15 protein-coding genes are annotated in these 17,103 nt (G+C 43.9%); 1 reads left to right on the top strand and 14 read right to left on the bottom strand.

Features of this window, described 5'->3' with window-relative positions; translation table 11 throughout:
- Window positions 1-15: 15 nt before the first annotated feature.
- The 9 genes from ACXAGK_RS15020 to cmoA form a co-directional block, all read right to left on the bottom strand.
- Window positions 16-1,377, bottom strand: a complete 1,362-nt coding sequence (locus tag ACXAGK_RS15020; RefSeq protein ID WP_474856838.1) for an MATE family efflux transporter — start codon at window positions 1,375-1,377, stop codon at window positions 16-18.
- 152 nt (window positions 1,378-1,529) lie between these two features.
- On the bottom strand, window positions 1,530-2,744 hold the full coding sequence (moeA, locus tag ACXAGK_RS15015; protein ID WP_474856837.1) for a molybdopterin molybdotransferase MoeA: 1,215 nt from the start codon (window positions 2,742-2,744) through the stop codon (window positions 1,530-1,532).
- A 151-nt stretch (window positions 2,745-2,895) separates the two neighbouring features.
- The gene (locus ACXAGK_RS15010; protein WP_474856836.1) at window positions 2,896-3,567 is read right to left on the bottom strand and encodes a phosphoglycolate phosphatase; all 672 of its coding nucleotides are present in this window, start codon (window positions 3,565-3,567) and stop codon (window positions 2,896-2,898) included.
- 94 nt (window positions 3,568-3,661) lie between these two features.
- Entirely contained in the window at window positions 3,662-5,416 is a 1,755-nt protein-coding gene (locus ACXAGK_RS15005; RefSeq protein WP_474856835.1) for a sugar phosphorylase, read from the bottom strand.
- Window positions 5,417-5,421: 5 nt separating this feature from the next.
- Complete coding sequence (locus tag ACXAGK_RS15000; protein WP_474832684.1) at window positions 5,422-6,645, bottom strand: glycosyltransferase family protein; 1,224 nt, start codon at window positions 6,643-6,645, stop codon at window positions 5,422-5,424.
- 12 nt (window positions 6,646-6,657) lie between these two features.
- Window positions 6,658-7,467 (bottom strand): HAD-IIB family hydrolase, encoded by an 810-nt coding sequence (locus tag ACXAGK_RS14995; RefSeq protein WP_474856834.1) that lies wholly within the window; start codon window positions 7,465-7,467, stop codon window positions 6,658-6,660.
- The gene (locus tag ACXAGK_RS14990) at window positions 7,464-8,336 is read right to left on the bottom strand and encodes a kinase (protein ID WP_474856833.1); all 873 of its coding nucleotides are present in this window, start codon (window positions 8,334-8,336) and stop codon (window positions 7,464-7,466) included. Before ACXAGK_RS14990 ends, ACXAGK_RS14995 begins: the two co-directional genes overlap by 4 nt.
- Before the next feature lie 94 nt (window positions 8,337-8,430).
- Window positions 8,431-9,429 carry a tRNA 5-methoxyuridine(34)/uridine 5-oxyacetic acid(34) synthase CmoB gene (gene cmoB / locus ACXAGK_RS14985; RefSeq protein WP_474856832.1) on the bottom strand — a complete coding sequence of 333 codons (999 nt, stop codon included), beginning with the start codon at window positions 9,427-9,429 and terminating at the stop codon, window positions 8,431-8,433.
- A 57-nt stretch (window positions 9,430-9,486) separates the two neighbouring features.
- Window positions 9,487-10,218, bottom strand: a complete 732-nt coding sequence (gene cmoA / locus ACXAGK_RS14980) for a carboxy-S-adenosyl-L-methionine synthase CmoA (RefSeq protein ID WP_474856831.1) — start codon at window positions 10,216-10,218, stop codon at window positions 9,487-9,489.
- 174 nt (window positions 10,219-10,392) lie between these two features.
- Between cmoA and ACXAGK_RS14975 the strand changes: the two genes are divergently transcribed.
- Complete coding sequence (locus ACXAGK_RS14975) at window positions 10,393-11,028, top strand: response regulator (protein WP_474856830.1); 636 nt, start codon at window positions 10,393-10,395, stop codon at window positions 11,026-11,028.
- Between the two features lie 64 nt (window positions 11,029-11,092).
- Here ACXAGK_RS14975 and ACXAGK_RS14970 read toward each other — a convergent pair whose 3' ends face one another.
- The 5 genes from ACXAGK_RS14970 to purM all read right to left on the bottom strand — a co-directional run bounded on the left by ACXAGK_RS14970 (window position 11,093) and on the right by purM (window position 17,024).
- Window positions 11,093-11,791, bottom strand: coding sequence for a CAP domain-containing protein (locus ACXAGK_RS14970; RefSeq protein ID WP_474856829.1), 699 nt, complete (start codon window positions 11,789-11,791; stop codon window positions 11,093-11,095).
- Window positions 11,775-14,237: an acyl-CoA dehydrogenase FadE gene (gene fadE / locus ACXAGK_RS14965; protein ID WP_474856828.1), complete on the bottom strand. Its 2,463-nt coding sequence runs from the start codon at window positions 14,235-14,237 to the stop codon at window positions 11,775-11,777. Before fadE ends, ACXAGK_RS14970 begins: the two co-directional genes overlap by 17 nt.
- A gap of 384 nt (window positions 14,238-14,621) precedes the next feature.
- Window positions 14,622-15,377 (bottom strand): DUF3108 domain-containing protein, encoded by a 756-nt coding sequence (locus tag ACXAGK_RS14960; protein WP_474856827.1) that lies wholly within the window; start codon window positions 15,375-15,377, stop codon window positions 14,622-14,624.
- Window positions 15,337-15,987 (bottom strand): phosphoribosylglycinamide formyltransferase, encoded by a 651-nt coding sequence (gene purN, locus ACXAGK_RS14955; protein ID WP_474825869.1) that lies wholly within the window; start codon window positions 15,985-15,987, stop codon window positions 15,337-15,339. Before purN ends, ACXAGK_RS14960 begins: the two co-directional genes overlap by 41 nt.
- A complete protein-coding gene (purM, locus tag ACXAGK_RS14950) occupies window positions 15,984-17,024 on the bottom strand; it encodes a phosphoribosylformylglycinamidine cyclo-ligase (protein ID WP_474856826.1) in 1,041 nt (346 codons plus the stop codon). Before purM ends, purN begins: the two co-directional genes overlap by 4 nt.
- Between the last annotated feature and the right edge of the window lie 79 nt (window positions 17,025-17,103).

Below are 17,103 nucleotides of genomic sequence, written 5' to 3'. Positions count from 1 at the left end.
TGTTTAAGCATTCGCTCAGCGATGAGCTGCACTTGGCCTTTGAATATAAAGAAGTCGCGCTCCAAGCATTACGGCTGCTGCACTTAAGCCTACGATGAATCCTATCCAGAACCCCGCTGCCGCCATCGGCTCAGCCGTGACCCAGTCTGTTCTTCCTAAAACTACACCCGTAGGAAGTCCTATTAACCAGTACGACACAAAGGTAATGATAAACATCGCCGTAGTGTCTTTGTATCCGCGCAATGCATTGGCAGAGATAACCTGAACGGCGTCTGACAGCTGAAACAGTGCAGCGTATATAAGTAGCGCATTGGCTAACGTGTAAACTGCATGGTCGCTGGTGTATAGCCCAATAATGAAACCTTTAGCCAACAGAGTGAAGCTCGCTGTACACGCAGAGGTGAAAAAGCCGATAAGAATAGCGGTACGGGCTGCTATTTTGGCCTGACGCTGATTTCTTTGCCCAATGCGATACCCAATACGGATCGCGGCAGCCATCCCAATACTCATAGGAAACATAAACATGAGCGCCGAAAAATTCAGGGCTACTTGGTGGGCTGCTACCGTGGTAGCGCCAAATGGTGCTAATAACAATGCAACTAGCGAAAACAGTGTTACTTCGAACAAAATCGTCATGGCGATGGGTAAACCCATCTTAAAGGTTCGGCTTATGGTTACCATGTTTGGCTTGTACAGCTGACTAAACAAATTGTATTTTTGCAGGGCAGGGGCAAAGCGCACATAGACAAAGGTTGCAATCAGCATAGTGTAAATAACGATGCCGGTAGCAATACCACAACCAGCGCCACCCATAGCAGGCAGCGGGCCAACACCGTAAATAAATAGGTAGTTTCCAACAATATTAGCCATCAAGCCAATTACGGTAATGATCATCGTTGGTTTGGTTTTACCTAAACCTTCACAATAGTTTCTAAGCCATTGGTACAGAGCAAAACCAGGCATGGCAAATAGAACGTAAAGCACATAGTCTACCGTGATGCTGTGCAGTTCAGGCGCCATAGGAAAAAGCGCTACCATATTTTCAGTGAATGGAATTAACCCTGCTATTACCAATCCCACGAAGAAGACCAGGTAGCCCGCTTGCTGACTGGCATCAGCAATGTTGCTAATACTTTTGTTGCCTTGTAACCGCGAAATAATAGGGGGAAGCGCAAGGGCTATACCTTGTATAAAACACAGAAGTGGTACGGTTATGCTAAACCCTAGGGCCACTGCTGCCATGTCCGTAGCGCTATAACGCCCCGCCATAATGGTATCGCTTACGCCCATTAGCATTTGTGTAATTTGCGCAACTAGCAATGGCCACGCAAGCTTTAAAATATCTCTTCCTTCTACAAGAAAGCGTTTCTTATTCACGGTAATGTGTCTCTATATAAGTCGCCAAGAGCGACGAGGGTGATGGCTAATTGTTTCGCGTAATGCATTGATAATTATTTTAGGTAAATACAGCCGTCAAACCGAATCGCAAAAAAAATGATCTAACGTAAAGCGTTTAAACTACAGCCATTTTAAAAATGAAGCGGCATGACGGGAACAGTGTCGCCAATGTTTAACTCACTTATATCCTCATGCACTACCATAAGGCAGTTGGCAGAGGTGATTGACGTCATCACGCCAGAACTTTGTGATTTAAACGGCGTGACTTCCCATTCTCCTTGGTTGTTTCTCACCATAGTTGCACGTTGGAAATCTCGTCGACCCGCACGGCGTTTAAGCGGTGTGGTAATAGTCGCGTTCACAAAAAACGGCTCGTGGCTTTGTGCTTGCCCCTGCATTTTCTTGATAACGGGCACAACCAATAACTTGGCGGTAACAAATGAAGATACGGGGTTGCCCGGTAAACCACAAAACAAGGTGTTATTAATTTTGCCTAAAGCGAAAGGTTTTCCCGGTTTAACCGCGACTTTCCAAAAATCGATAGTGCCTAGTTCAGCGATGATATCTTTTACGTAGTCTGCGTCACCAACTGAAACACCACCGCTACTTACCATCACGTCAACACGCTCGCTGGCTTCAATAAATAGCGTACGCAAAGAAGCTTCGTCATCTTCCACAATACCGAAATCTACAAGTTCTACGTTTTCATTGCGTAATATACTGCTCACGCCAACGCGGTTCGACTCGAAAATTTGAGTTGGTTTAAGGGCGTCACCAGGGCCGGCAAGTTCAGAGCCGGTTGCTACCACACCAACGCGGAGCTTTCGGTAAACTGCTACGGTGCTTTTTCCTTGAGAGGAAAGCAACATAAGATGCTCGGCGTGAAGGCGGGTGCCTTTACTAATTAGCGTATCGCCACAGGCAATGTCATTGGCTTTCTTGCGAATATTCTCTTTGGCAGAAGGAAGTTTGTTTATGACTACAGCCTTGTCGCGGGTTTCAGTATTTTCTACCATCACGACGGCATTGGCATTATCCGGAATGGGCGCGCCAGTCATTATTTTAAACGCTTTACCATTTTCAAGCGGCTCGTCAGCGCTCATACCTGCGGTAATAACACCTTGTACTTCAAGCTCAGCGTTATCAGAAAGGTCTTCAACGTTAACGGCGTAGCCGTCCATCGCAGAGTTGTCCCACGGTGGAACATTGATATGAGCGATAACATCTTCTGCTAAGATGCGGTTGTTGGCGTCAAAAATACTCACATGTTCAATGTCGCTTATCGTTTCTGCAGCGTTAAGCGCTTTAGTAAGGGCTTCTTCAAGTGAAAGCCATTTAGATGACATACCAACAACTCCAATTAATTATTTAACAGGCGGATATTACAGAAAAAACATCCTTATACCAAAGGTTAAAGCGTGAAATAAAAGAAAGTAGCTAGCAATGCGTGTAAAGCGCAGTCACGGATTCTACCCAAGTGACATCTATAGAATTTTATCAATAACGCAGTGTCAGGATTTCACTAAAGCTGTCGAACACCCAGTCAGGTTGATAGGTAGAAATACTTTCGCCGTAATTGTAGCCATAGGTAAGGCCAATACTTTTTATGTTGGCGGCCTTCGCAGCAAGAATATCATTCTTGGAATCGCCTACCATCACACATTGTGAAGGTGAAATATTAAGCTGTTCACAGGCGTTTAAGAGGGGCAGGGCAGACGGCTTTTTCTCCGGTAAACTGTCACCGCCGATAGTAAGTGAAAACAGAGACAACAACGAGAACGAAGACAAAATAGGCTCAATAAATTCTGAAGGTTTGTTAGTTATCAATACTAGCGTATAACCACGCTGTTTTAACGCATGTAGCGTGTCAAAAACACCATAGTAAAGCACAGTTCTTTTAGTTTCTAACGTTCTGTAATAGAAAAGAAATTTTTCTAACGCAGCATCAACCTCCAATTGCTTACGGTTGTGGTTTATTTTCGTATCTCCACTTAACCCGCGTTCCACTAAAACCCGGGCGCCATTTCCCACCCAGTGTCGTATAACGTGCTCGTCATAAGTAGGCAGTTGATAATCGCTTAGCATCTTATTTAGGGCGGTTGCCAAATCAGGCACAGAATCGACAAGCGTTCCGTCTAAGTCGAAAAGAAAGGTATTAATTTCTTGCATTACAAACTTGATTAACTAACTAGTGTAAGAAGCATAACACCGCAGTATCCATACCGCGGTAGATTTTTTAACCATCTAGACTTTTTTCAACTATTTACTCAAAATCTTGGTTGCTGATCCAAAGTACTTGATAAGGCTTCATTTGTAAGAAACCGCTGGATAGCGCTATTTCATCACGGGTGATAAGGTCAATCCAGTTATCAGTACCAATAAGATTAATGTCAGACAGCAGAATAGTTTGTTCTTCATCTGAAATATTACTAATACAGAAAATACTTTGTTTTCTGTCCAAGCTTTGGCGCCAGTAGCCAAATAATTGGTCACCAAGCTGCAAAGTAAACTGCGTAGCATTGGGGTGGAATGCAGGCTGTGCTTTACGTATGCGTATAAGCTGCGAGATTCGCGTGAGTACCTTGTGGTGCTGAGAAAAAGGCGAGTCTAACTGAGCCTCTAATTCACTAAAGTCCCAGCGCTTTCTATTTATAGAGCGATTTTGGCCGGTATTAGCAACTTTTTCATAATCGTTAGATGTACCAAGTAAACTGTGGATGTAAATACCTGGAATACCCTCCATACCTAACATAATGGCATGCGCACAGATAAAACGGTCAACCTGATATTTGTCTGGGCCCTTGATAGTGCCTTGCAGAGCGTCGAATAGCGTTATATTTATTTCATAAGGTTTTTGCTGGCCGTGCTCAGATGCACGCCACGACACTTTGCCGCCAAAATGCTGCATAGCATGTACTAAATCAGATATTTCTTCTTCGGAAAGTAAGCCTTCTGCTGGGCGAAGTCCAATACCGTCATGAGATGCAATAAAGTTGAAATAAGCCGTGCCGTTTTGAGCCGGCGGCATACTCATCATCCAGCTTTTCAAGTACGAGCAGTCACCGGTCACTAGGGTGTTTACAAGCAAAGGCGGTAGTGAAAAGTTATAGATAGCGTGAGCTTCGTTTGCATTACCAAAATACGTCAAATTTTCCCTGTTAGGAATATTGGTCTCGGTAATGATGATGATGGATGGGTCTACATGCTCAATAAGGGTTCTTATTAAGCGAATAACCTCGTGGGTTTGGAATAAGTTGATACAGTTTGTACCTACAATTTTCCAAAGAAATGCAACGGCATCCAGGCGGAAAATCTTTGCGCCTTTGTCGATGTAAAGCTTAATAATATCAATAAAGGCCAACAGTACTTTCGGGTTTCTAAAGTCAAAGTCAACTTGGTCATGACTAAAGGTACACCAAACGTGTTTAGTGCCGTTCGCAGTTTCTGTTTCGCGAAGTAATGGCGACACGCGAGGGCGCGTCACCATAGATAAGTCATCGCTTGGGTCGGCTGTGAAGAAAAAGTCAGATCCCGGACCTTCACCTTTGATAAAGTTATCGAACCACACGCTTCTTGCAGAACAATGATTGATTACTAAATCTGTCATCAGTCCGTAATCAGCGGCTATGGCTTCAATATCGTCCCACGAGCCTAAAGATTCGTTCACGGTGGAATAATCGATAACCGAGAATCCATCGTCTGAACTGTACGGAAAAAATGGCAAGATATGCACGTTGTTCACCGTATTCTTACAGTAGCGATGCAGAAACTTGTTTAATGTAACCAGAGGGCGCTCACCGTCGTCAATAACGCTATCACCATAGGTAATCATGATGATGTCGTCTTCATCCCAATAGTTGTGGTGTGACTTAGGTGACGCAATGTCGGTTTGCTGCTGAATGCCTATTGTATTCATTAGCTCAGTCGCTAGCGTCTCATAAGAGACGTCTAGCGCTACATCAGCATAAATGCTTTCTAAATGGTGCTTTACTTTGTCATGGAGATGATCCCATGCCATATTACTTACTCCATATATTCTGCAGTATCGGCTTCAACCGCTTCTAATAATCGTTCTAAAATATCTGGCACCGCACTGGTTACGCGGTTCCAGCTTGGTATAAACGGTGTTTCCATCGGGTTTTCTAAGAAGTTTTGCCCCGCTTTCATTATATTGCTGGCGAACATCTCTACCGCTTTTTCTTCGCTATGAATGTCTAAGTTCAGTCCATTCATTACCGCGTCATTGTGATAAGTTTCTATAAAGTCTAGCGCAATTCTGAAATAGGTCGCTTTAATCGAACGGAACATTTCATTGCTAAACGTGTAACCTTGCGTAGCGAGCTTTCTGAAAATTGCCTTTGTAATGTCGATAGACATTTTAGACAAACCACCCTGGTCATTATTAAGCGAAAGGTCTTGGTGTTTATGGTCATAAATATCGCATATATCTGCTTGGCACAGACGATTGTGTGAATAGTTGCGGTGCATTTCCGACAACACGCCAATCTCTAAGCCCCAGTCACTTGGTATACGAATATCGTTTAATACATCTCTTCTAAAAGAAAATTCACCTGCAAGTGGGTAGCGGAAGCTGTCCATAAACTCTAGGTACTCGTTATCACCCATAATGCGTTTTAGTGCGCGAAGTAGGGGGGTGACCAGAAGACGTGAAACACGACCGTTAATTTTGCCGTTTGCTACTCTTGCATAATACCCCTTACAAAATTCATAGTTGAACATAGGGTTAGCGACAGGGTAAATAAGCTTGGCAAGCAAGTCTTTGTTGTAAGTAACAATGTCGCAATCGTGTAATGCTACAGATTCTGCTCTGTTAGATGCTAATACATAGCCCATGCAGTACCAAACATTGCGGCCTTTACCTAACTCTTTAGGTGCTAGGCCTTGTGCTTGAAGTTCTTCGTCAAGCGCTTTAAGACGCGGACCATCGTTCCAAAGTACTCTGTGATGCTGAGGTAGCTTTCCAAAGAACTTGAGCGCGTGTTTGTACTGTTCTTCATTGGCTCGGTCTAAGCCAATAACAATTTCTGATAAATAGGGAACGCCAGTGAGTTCGTTGACAATATGCGGAAGTGCATCACCTTCTAGTTCTGAAAACAGCGACGGAAGAATAAGTGCCATAGGGCGCTTTTGTGAAAACTGTAATAGCTCTGTTTCTAACTCTTCGGTAGGACGACGAGCCAAGTTATGTAACGTAGTAACCACACCATTTTGATAAAAATCAGCCATGTGTCCTCCTGATCATAGGGATAATAATTGGGTAAGCATTTCGTTCCAGCCTTCAGGGCCGGTTAGGGTGCTGGTATAGACCTCTTCTTTTTTTACAGCTGGCGGAGGATTTACCGGTGATAAAATGCGAATTGGGACGTGCGCTGCTTCAAGCATTGCTACATCATTTTTACCATCGCCAAGGGCAATAGTCTTTACTTTAGTGGTATGTTGCTTTTGATATTCACTAGCCAGCCATTTTAGCGCTTGGCCTTTATCGCAATTACCTGAAATATGAATAAAACGGCCGCCCTCTAGTGGAAAGGCACCGCGATCTTTTACAATTTTTAAAAATCGCTGTTTCTCTTCGTCGCTGCCCAACCATAAAACGGGTTCGCCGAATTGACGCTTAGCTGCAAGTGATGCAGAACGCTCGTCTAGACCTGTACATTCTTGAATTTCTGCGTTTGACATTTTTGAGAACTGCTTATATTTACCCTCAAATTCGCTGCCAATTTTTTCCAATAGCTTAATCCAATAATTTTTATTGGAGATAAAAGCTTTGCACCAATAGCCGTCTATCCAAACCGTGCCGCTAGGCTTTTGTTTAAAAAAGCCATGGGGGATGAAAATAGCAGCACCATTTTCAATAATAAACGGCCCGTCTAAGCCAATTCTTTCACGCAATGGCTGTAATTCAGCAAAGGTTTTACTAGTGGTGGGAATAACGGGAATGTCTTGTACTTCTAATGCCGTTAAAGCCGGTTTCGCCGCCTCAAAAGAGTAGGTATGGTGGTCTAACAGCGTGCCGTCCATATCGGTGAAAACAAGCGTTTTCGTCATCGTTTTACGTCCTGTTTAGTTATCGTTCTTGTTTCATCAAGATAAAACACGGTATCGCACTTTTCAGGCAAATGCGCTAATGCGTGTTCAGTGATGCGCTGATAGTGTTGCACAAAGTTTGCCACTTCTTCATCAGACATGACGCCGTCGCTATCAATGGAAGCTTTTTGGGCAAGTTTGTGTTCTTGTTCTAACCGCCATTGATAAACACAATCGAAACTGGGAGCTTTAAGCATGATGCGATAGTCAATTTTATCGAAGAGTGTTTGGTAATCACCCGCTAATTCAGTATTAACGAACGAACGCCAAATGCTTAGTGGATCTTCAACTTCTTCAAGGTGATTCACGGGGCGTTTTAATTCGCTAGAAGCCTGGGGCGGCGCACCTACACACCATCCTTCTAGTATGATGAAGTCAGGTGAAGATTCTATTACAGGCCATTGCTCTTGCGGGAATGGGTTGTCCGTTGCCTTGTTAAAACGAGGTAGAGATGTCCGCGTGCCCTTGGCTAAACTACGAAGCGTATTTAAAGCTAAAGTTACGTCATGTGTGCCCGGTACACCGCGTGTTGCGAGTAGCGGATGTACTTTAATTGCTAGCGCGTTGCGCTGGGATTGGTCGTAGTAAAAGTCATCAATAGACAGTGAAACAACTTGTTTATTATGTACAGATGAGAGGAAAGATTCGATAAAACTGGTCAGAGTAGATTTACCTGAACCCTGACTACCGTTTATACCAACAATAAAGGGTTTTGTTGCACCTTCTTGGTGCTTTAGCAGCTGCTTGCATAATGGTGTGAACCATTTTTGTGCAGTTTCTGCATAGCTACTTGGCAATTGGTGCGTCGTTAAAAAGCTATGTATATCCATGTTGTCACCTTAATCAATGCAGAATTCGCACGTTCTTCTTGATTAAGATAACAACATTTGTGCCAATCGGGTAACTTGCTAGATACCCGAAGAATTACTTCTTATTTGCTACGATAACGGCCCGTTGTGGTGCAGGATAACCTTCTATGGTGCGAGTAATATCTTCTTGATCGAGAAAATCTTTCAAAGATTGCGATTCCATCCAAGACGTTGAACGTTGTTCGTCTAGAGTAGTGTGGTTAACATCCACAACGCGGATGTTTTCAAATCCCAGGCGCCCCAGCCATACAGAAAGAGCGGCGGTACTGGGTAAAAACCAAACATTTCGCATTTGCGCATAGCGCTCACCGGCCATTAGCACAGTGTTTTCGTCGCCATCAACAACTAGGGTCTCAAGTACTAACTCTCCACCTTTTCTTAGCTGATCTTTAAGCTGCTGCAGAAAGGTCATAGGATCTTTGCGGTGATAAAGCACACCCATCGAAAATACAGTGTCAAAGGCTTTCAATGGCTGCATCTCTTCAATGCCTAATGGCAAAAAGTGGATGTTGTCACAGGGTGTTGTGGAATTACTGATAAATTGCTTAATGGCGTGAAACTGGATAAGAAACAACTGAGTAGGATCTATACCCACTACTTTTTCGGCCCCTTCACCGAGCATACGCCACATGTGATAGCCACTACCGCAACCTACGTCTAAAACGTTTCGGCCTTTTAAAGAGGTAATGTGAGGCGCTACACGGTCCCATTTCCAGTCTGAACGCCACTCGGTATCTATGTGAATGCCATGCAGGTGGAAAGGACCCTTACGCCACGGCATAAATTGTTTCAGCAAACCTTCTATTTGCTTTTGCGTATATTCGTCAATGTCGTCTTTTGTACCTATCGAAACGCTCGATGAAAGGTCAACATGGCTTGGAGAGGTCGACGGCAGTTTTCCAAGCATCCGGCACCATTTATCAAATTCGCCGTGCTTAGCGTTTCGCTGCCAGTCGTCCATGTGAGCTGGAAGGGTTTGCAGCCAATGCGAAAGAGGGCTGTCTATCAACGATTTGTAGCAATCGTTAAACCAAGTCTGTTCTAGTTTACTCATAGTCTTCTTTATATGTATTGAAATCGAAATAACACGAAGCTTGAAATGCGCTAGTGCCTAACTTTTAATGGCGACCATGGACGTAAAGTTATAGCACTTGTACCACATCACTACATCTGTAAATCCTACTTTTTTCAGGCGCGTTTCATGTTCACTGAAGGTGTCGGTTAACATGACCTTCTCTAGCGCTGCGCGTTTTTGACTTACTTCTAGCTCGCTGTATCCATTGTCGCGTTTAAATTGGTGGTGTAAGTCTACAAGTAATTCGTTTCCATTGAGGGTAGGGTGACGAATTTTTTCTGACAATACTAAAAAGCCGCCTGGGTTTAACCCATCGTAAATGCGCTTTAATAGTGCTTCGCGGTCAGCCGGTGGAATAAACTGTAAAGTAAAGTTCATCACAACCATGGACGCGTTACTTATCTCAATATCTTGTGCAAAGCCATGCTGGATAGAAATAGGATTTGGAAGTGAAAACGTTTGAACAACACGCTTACAGCGTTCAACCATGGCTTCAGATGCATCGACACCTATAATTTTACATGTTTCTGCAGGCAGCGCCCTAGCTACAGATAGACTCGCAGCACCTAAACTACAGCCAAGGTCGTAAACCACAGAATTTGGAGTGACTGCATTTTTAGCCAATTCACCTATGGTGTGAACAATCGTTTCGTACCCGGGGACTGAACGCTGAATCATATCAGGAAACACATCAACGACAGACTCATCAAATTTAAAGTCATCTACTTTATTGAGTGCCTTTGCATAAATATTGTCGTGTTTCTTCACTGTGAATCTTCTATTAGCCAATTTGGGGCGCAATTTTACCGTCTGATACGTAAATGCCAATGGAAAACGCTAAATTTGTTAGTTTTTTACAGGATTTTTGGGTTTTAGGTCTTTTCGTTACTGGTCTAAAGTATTAATCTATAGTCATAATACAAAAAGGAAGCAGTAACGCTAATGACGAGAATTCTAGTAGCAGACGATCACCCATTGTTTCGCGAGGCGTTGAGCGGCGCGTTGGAACCTTACTTTGAAAATGCACAGATAATTCAAGCCGGAAGTTTGGACGATGCATTAGCAAAACTTAACGAATTCGACGGCGTTGAACTGGTGCTTCTTGACCTTAACATGCCAGGCGGTGAATATTTTAACGGCATTATCACATTACGCGAACAGTATCCAAACATCCCTATCGGTGTAGTCTCAGGTAGCGATACGGTGGAAGTGGTAGCACAAGTGATGAGCTTAGGCGCACAGGGCTTCATTCCTAAAGTATCGCAAACGCGAGAAATTGCACAAGCTATCGTAGATATCATCGGCGGTAAGAAATGGCTTCCAGAAGGTATGGAAGAAGAGCTTGAAAAAGTTGATGATGAATTGAAAGTGTTACTTCAGCGCTTCCGTGAGCTAACGCCAAAACAAATTCAGGTGCTTTCGTACTTAAGAGCAGGCTTGATGAATAAGCAAATTGCTCATGAAATGAATGTTACTGAAGCAACTATCAAAGCACATATCAGTGCCATACTGCGTAAACTAGAGATTAATACACGTACGCAGGCTGTGTTGCTGATGGATAAGCTTCAGCTTAGCTAAGCGTACTTCACTTTAAATAGAACCGGATGATTCATCCGGTTTTTTTGTCTCTAAAATTTTGTCTTTAAAGTTCTGTCTTTAAAGTAATGTTGCCGCTCTCTGTTACAATATCTAAACCTTTATCAGGTACATGATCAAACTTCTTTTGGCGTTTCAAGAGTAACGTCGCTGATGAGTTATCGTCTTCTAGAGAAGTCGCATTGTCCGCTAACTTAGTAAGATAAACCGCCCAGTATTCAACATGCGGTGTTGAAGAGTCTTTATGAAACGCGATACCGATTTGATCTTGCTCTTCATAAAACGGAAGTTCGCCTAATAAGTGCTGTCGATGAGAAGTAGACCTTTTCAATGCATACCAAACATCATCAGCCGTAGTGTACCCGCCCGCTAACGCTTCAACTTGGTTGCTCATAGCCTTACCATAATATTCAGGTAGAGAGAGCCCCGCATTTCGAATGCGAGTGTTAGGGCTACCACCTAAAAAATGTGAAACTAAGCCTCTATCGGCCATATCTTTCACTTTAACTTCAGCTAATTCAACGAGTGTAGGGTTGCACTGCAACAGATTGCGTTTTTGACCTTTATCGTTAGCAATAAGTAAAGACAAAGCTTGTGCTTGCTCAGTACTACCGCAGGTTGCTGGGTTGGCGAAGCTAGTACTTTGTGCAGTCAGAGCAATCAGCGTAGCTATAATGAATTTTTGACAAAAAAGGCCGCGAAAGCGGCCTTTTTTTCTAGGGTTTGAACTAAGCAGCTTTACCACCTCGTTTCTTACTAGCTGACGTTGAGTTAACTTTAGCTACTAACTCTTCGTGATCGAAATCATCAACGTTGATTGTGCGAAGTCGTCCTGCTTCCGTCTTGCGTAGCAAGTTCGCTTCTTCTTCGTTAATAACACCTTCAGCTAATGCCTCATCAGCGAGTACGTCTAATCGAGTGAACGGTAGCTTGGCTTTCTTGTGCTTACAAATGCGCTCGAAGATAGGTTCACTTGCTAATACATCGTCAAGTGTTTGTTCTAGGTCGCCAAACAAACTGCCTTCCTCACGAGTTAGATACTGGCCATAGCCTAAACGGCTACGGGCAGTTGAAGGCGTTTGAAGCATTTGCGCAATAGCGTGCTCTGTTTTATCAGAAGGCTTGCCAATACGACGACCAAAAGGAATAACCATAACGCGAAGTGCTGCCGCAATTGCACGATTAGGGAAGTTCGCTAAGAAGTCATCAATTGCAGTTTCAATGTCGTGCAACGTGGTTTGCATCGCCCAATGAAGAAGCGGAAGATCTTCTTTCAAACGACCTTCTTCGTCAAAGCGCTTCAAAGTAGTGCTACCCATGTAAAGGCCACTTAAAATGTCACCTAAACGCGCAGACAAGCGCTCGCGACGCTTAAGGTCACCGCCAAGTACGCCCATAGAAACATCAGTAAGAAGTGCTAGGTTAGCGCTATAACCTTGAAGCAATTTATAGTAACGCGCTGTTTCATCAGTAAATGGCGCACTGCTAAACGCACCATTGGTTAATGAAAACCAAATACTGCGCACTGTGTTAGCTACCGCAAAGCCGATATGACCGAATACTGCCTTATCAAACGCTTGAAGGGCCTCTTTCTTGTCTTCAATAGATGCAGCTTCAATTTCCTTAAGCACGTATGGGTGACAACGCATTGCGCCTTGACCAAATATCATCATGTTACGAGTAAGGATATTTGCACCTTCAACCGTAATTGATACAGGTACGCCTTGATAGCCGCGGCCCAAGTAGTTGTTTGGCCCAAGCATTACGCCTTTACCACCGTGAACATCCATCGAGTCGTTGATGACTTGACGCATTTTCTCAGTTAAATGGTACTTACAGATTGCCGAGATAACAGAAGGTTTCTCGCCTAGGTCAACACCCACTGTTGAAAAGCGCGTTACGCCATCCATTAAGTAAGCATTACCACCAATACGCGCAAGCATTTCTTCAACACCTTCCATATGACCTACCGGCATACGGAACTGACGACGAATACGTGCATATGCACCGGTTGCAAGTGAAACAGATTTTGCGCCACCAGCAGCAGAAGAAGGCAGGGTAATACAACGTCCTACTGATAAACATTCTACAAGCATGCGCCATCCGCGACCCGCCATCGCTGGACCACCGATAATGTAATCGATAGGTACAAAGATTTCTTCACCCTTGATAGGGCCATTTTGGAATGGCGTATTAAGAGGGAAATGACGACGGCCAATTTCTAGACCTTTAGTGTCGCGAGGGATAAGCGCACAGGTAATACCCGGCTCTTTGTTATCGCCAAGAAGACCTTCAGGATCTTGCAGTTTAAAAGCAAGGCCGATTACTGTAGCCACAGGTGCAAGAGTGATATAGCGCTTGTTAAAAGTAAGGCGCATACCCAATACTTCTTCACCGTTCCATTCGCCTTTACATACCACACCTACATCTGGAATTGCACCAGCATCAGAGCCTGCTTCAGGACCAGTTAATGCGAAACAAGGGATTTCTTCACCCTCTGCAAGGCGAGGTAAATAGTGATCTTGCTGCTCTTTAGTCCCATAGTGCTGAAGTAGTTCACCCGGGCCTAGTGAATTTGGTACACCAACTGTGCTTGATAGCACCGCGCTTACACCTGCTAGCTTTTGCAGAACACGTGATTGCGCGTAGGCTGAAAATTCAAGACCACCGTATTCTTTCTTGATGATCATGGCGAAGAATTTGTGTTCTTTTAAGAACTGCCAGATTTCAGGAGGTAGGTCTGCATCTTTGTGGTTTATTTGCCATTCATCGACCATAGAGCAAACTTTGTCACAAGGGCCATCTAGGAACGCTTGCTCTTCTGCGGTTAAGCGACCTTTAGGAATGCGATGAAGCTTGTCCCAGTCTGGCTTACCGCTAAAGATATCGCCGTCCCACCAAACGGTACCCGCATCAATAGCTTCTTGTTCTGTGCTCGACATTTCCGGCATAACCTTGCGATAGAAGGCTAGCAACTTTTTAGAGATGTGCTGTTGTCTGATATTAGCAAGTGTGAACGGCAGTGTTAAAGCAAGGAACACTACCCAGCCTAGCAGGCCGATATCACCGAAAAGGGTGCCTAAAATCATAACACCTGCGCCCATGGCAACAGCCGTTACCAAGCTGGTACGCTGATAGCTAGCAATCGCTAGTGTCAGAACGACCAGTAAAAACCATATAAAATCTGCCATACTTCACTCCTGAAAGGCGTTAAACGTTACGCTTGTCATATTCTCGATGCTGTAAAAACGCTTCAAAAAAAGTCGTTAGCGATCGAGGTCTGACCAGCATGCTGTAAACCTATTATTTAATAGGGCAAAGATCAAGATTTTTACATGAATATTCTATTAACAACGACATAAATAATAGGGTAGTGGACTTCACTACTGATAAGTATAGACGTTACTTATATAGCGTGATTGGAAACGTGAATTACTTTCTCTATATGGTGCTTACCGCAGTTAGATTACGTCGCAATTTGTTAATAAAAAAAGCACGCCTAAATCTGATTTAGAGCGTGCTTTTTTAATATTTAAATAAGTTGTTACAAAGAGAGCTGTAGCGCTTTAGCCCACTTACAGTGTTTCGAACGACTTTAACTTGATATCGCCTTGCTCATCGCCTTCTTTAAACTGCTGAAGTCTGACTAGCGTATAGTTAAGCGAAGGTGCGAACCATGCAAAGGTTTCACGTTTCTTAGAGTCACGAATAAGCTTTACTTTTACCGTTTCTATTTTTCCGAAAGGTAACGATAACACTTCTTCATCTACAACTTGAACGCCATAGTGGCGTAGCTCGCCGCGGTAGTTAACAAAGTTATAGTCTAGGGACGTTTTACCTTCGGCTAGCTGCTTGGCCAAATCTATTCGATAAATTTGATTGTCAAACTCACCGTTCCATTCAAAGGTTTCGCCATTTTCGACTTCAATTTTACCTTGACCTTGCTGGCTAAACGTTACTTTGAGCTCTTTATCCGGCCCAGTTCCCGAGCGGTTATAGTAATACTCCGAAGGTACAACCGTATCTTCGCTTACCGTGAAGATCGAGTGTTCGCTGCGCTTATCTGATAAGAAAAACTTCGAGACCTTGGAGGTATAAATTAATGAATATTGTTGGTTTCCTAACTTCGAAAGCTCAATATTCGCTTCGCCTACGTCGTCACCCCATTTGTAAGCGGTATACGTAGCCTTGTAAGGTTGAAGCGGTAGCTCAGCTTTCTCTGCGCTGGACGTTGTTTGCGCGTTCCCTGAAAGGGATACCACCACTAACAGTGCACCAACAGCAAAAGGCTTAATCGCTTGCATAACCAGATTCTGGTAGTTCTTGCTCATCTAAAACTGCCTTATTGTTTCGCATCGTTAATCGACCAGCACTAAACCATGATAGTACAAGCGGATAGATGCGGCGTTCTTGTTCTTGAACACGCTCAGCCAAGTCGCTAGCTGTATCTTCATCAAATACAGGCACACGACTTTGAATGATAACCGGACCACCATCAAGCTCCGGTGTAACAAAGTGCACACTTACCCCGTGCTCTTTATCTCCATTGTCGATGGCTCGCTGATGCGTATTCAAACCTTTGTACTTCGGCAACAAAGATGGATGAATGTTCACTAATTTTCCAGCAAAGCTATCGACGAACTCTGGAGTTAAGATGCGCATAAAGCCAGCAAGTACAACACAGTCAGCGCCAAAAGCATCAATTTGTGCTTTAAGTGCTTCGTCATAAGACTCGCGAGTATCAAAATTAGTGTGATCGAGGCACACGGCTTCGATCCCTGCTTCTTTAGCGCGCTCAAGACCATAAGCGTTAGGGCGATTGCTAATTACGCCGCTGATTTTAGCGTTAAGACGGCCGCCTTTTATTTCATCAATAATGGCCTGCAAGTTACTGCCATTACCGGAAATAAGTACGCATATTTTGGTTACACTACTACTCACGCGTTGATCTCTACTTGCTCTTCGCCGTCTTTTGCAGCGATGTCACCAATAACCCACGCATTTTCACCCTGTTGCTTAAGGATGTTTAGGGCTGCATCAGTATCGCTTTCGTCAACAACGATAACTAAGCCAACACCACAGTTAAAGGTGCGGTACATTTCATGGCGCGTTACGTTACCGTTTTCTTGTAGCCAAGAGAAGATAGCAGGCCATTCCCACGAACTTTCATCAATTACCACTTTCGCATCTTCAGGAAGTACGCGAGGGATGTTTTCCCAGAAGCCACCACCTGTTATGTGTGAAATTGCGCTAACTTGAACCTCTTCAAGCAAAGCCAATACCGACTTAACGTAAATGCGAGTAGGCTCAAGCAGCTGATCAATGATTGGCTTACCGTTTAGGTCTGCATTTACATCAGCGCCACTTACTTCGATAATTTTTCTTACTAACGAGTAACCGTTTGAGTGAGGGCCCGAGGAACCTAAAGCAATGAGCTTCTGGCCGGGTTTAACCTTCGTGCCATCAATAACGTTATCGGCCTCAACTACACCAACGCAGAAGCCTGCAATGTCATAATCGCCATCGTGATACATACCAGGCATTTCAGCGGTTTCACCGCCTATAAGTGCACATCCTGCCTGTTCACACCCTGCACCAATACCAGTAACAACTGAAGCCGCAACGTCAACATCAAGCTTACCTGTTGCGTAATAGTCTAGGAAAAATAGCGGTTCAGCACCTTGCACTATTAGGTCGTTAACACACATTGCTACAAGGTCAATGCCTACACCGTCATGACGATTCGCATCCATTGCCACTCTTAGTTTAGTACCTACGCCGTCAGTACCTGAAACAAGTAGCGGCTTTTTGTATTTTGTAGGTAGTTCGCAAAGTGCACCAAAACCACCCAAATTACCTTTTACTTCTGGTCTGTGGGTTTTCTTTGTAACTGATTTGATGCGTTCAACAAGTTGATTGCCTGCATCGATATCTACGCCTGCATCTTTGTAACTTAAAGAGGTTTTATTTTCGCTCACGGTTGGGCCCTGAAACTAAGAGGTAGAAAACCGCGGATTCTACCAGCAAGTCGGCACAAGTCCAATTTGTGACGGCTAT

The sequence above is a fragment of the Alteromonas sp. ABM1_013 genome (assembly GCF_056160505.1).
Note: the sequence above shows the minus strand (reverse complement) of the source record. Positions and strands in the feature narration are given on the sequence as shown.

Bases quoted from the DNA above. Each gene is read 5' to 3' on its own strand.
- moeA (WP_474856837.1), bottom strand. From the start codon at position 2,744: ATGTCATCTAAATGGCTTTCACTTGAAGAAGCCCTTACTAAAGCGCTT.
- ACXAGK_RS15010 (WP_474856836.1), bottom strand. From the start codon at position 3,567: ATGCAAGAAATTAATACCTTTCTTTTCGACTTAGACGGAACGCTTGTC.
- ACXAGK_RS15005 (WP_474856835.1), bottom strand. From the start codon at position 5,416: ATGGCATGGGATCATCTCCATGACAAAGTAAAGCACCATTTAGAAAGC.
- ACXAGK_RS15000 (WP_474832684.1), bottom strand. From the start codon at position 6,645: ATGGCTGATTTTTATCAAAATGGTGTGGTTACTACGTTACATAACTTG.
- ACXAGK_RS14995 (WP_474856834.1), bottom strand. From the start codon at position 7,467: ATGACGAAAACGCTTGTTTTCACCGATATGGACGGCACGCTGTTAGAC.
- ACXAGK_RS14990 (WP_474856833.1), bottom strand. From the start codon at position 8,336: ATGGATATACATAGCTTTTTAACGACGCACCAATTGCCAAGTAGCTAT.
- cmoB (WP_474856832.1), bottom strand. From the start codon at position 9,429: ATGAGTAAACTAGAACAGACTTGGTTTAACGATTGCTACAAATCGTTG.
- ACXAGK_RS14975 (WP_474856830.1), top strand. From the start codon at position 10,393: ATGACGAGAATTCTAGTAGCAGACGATCACCCATTGTTTCGCGAGGCG.
- fadE (WP_474856828.1), bottom strand. From the start codon at position 14,237: ATGGCAGATTTTATATGGTTTTTACTGGTCGTTCTGACACTAGCGATT.
- ACXAGK_RS14960 (WP_474856827.1), bottom strand. From the start codon at position 15,377: ATGAGCAAGAACTACCAGAATCTGGTTATGCAAGCGATTAAGCCTTTT.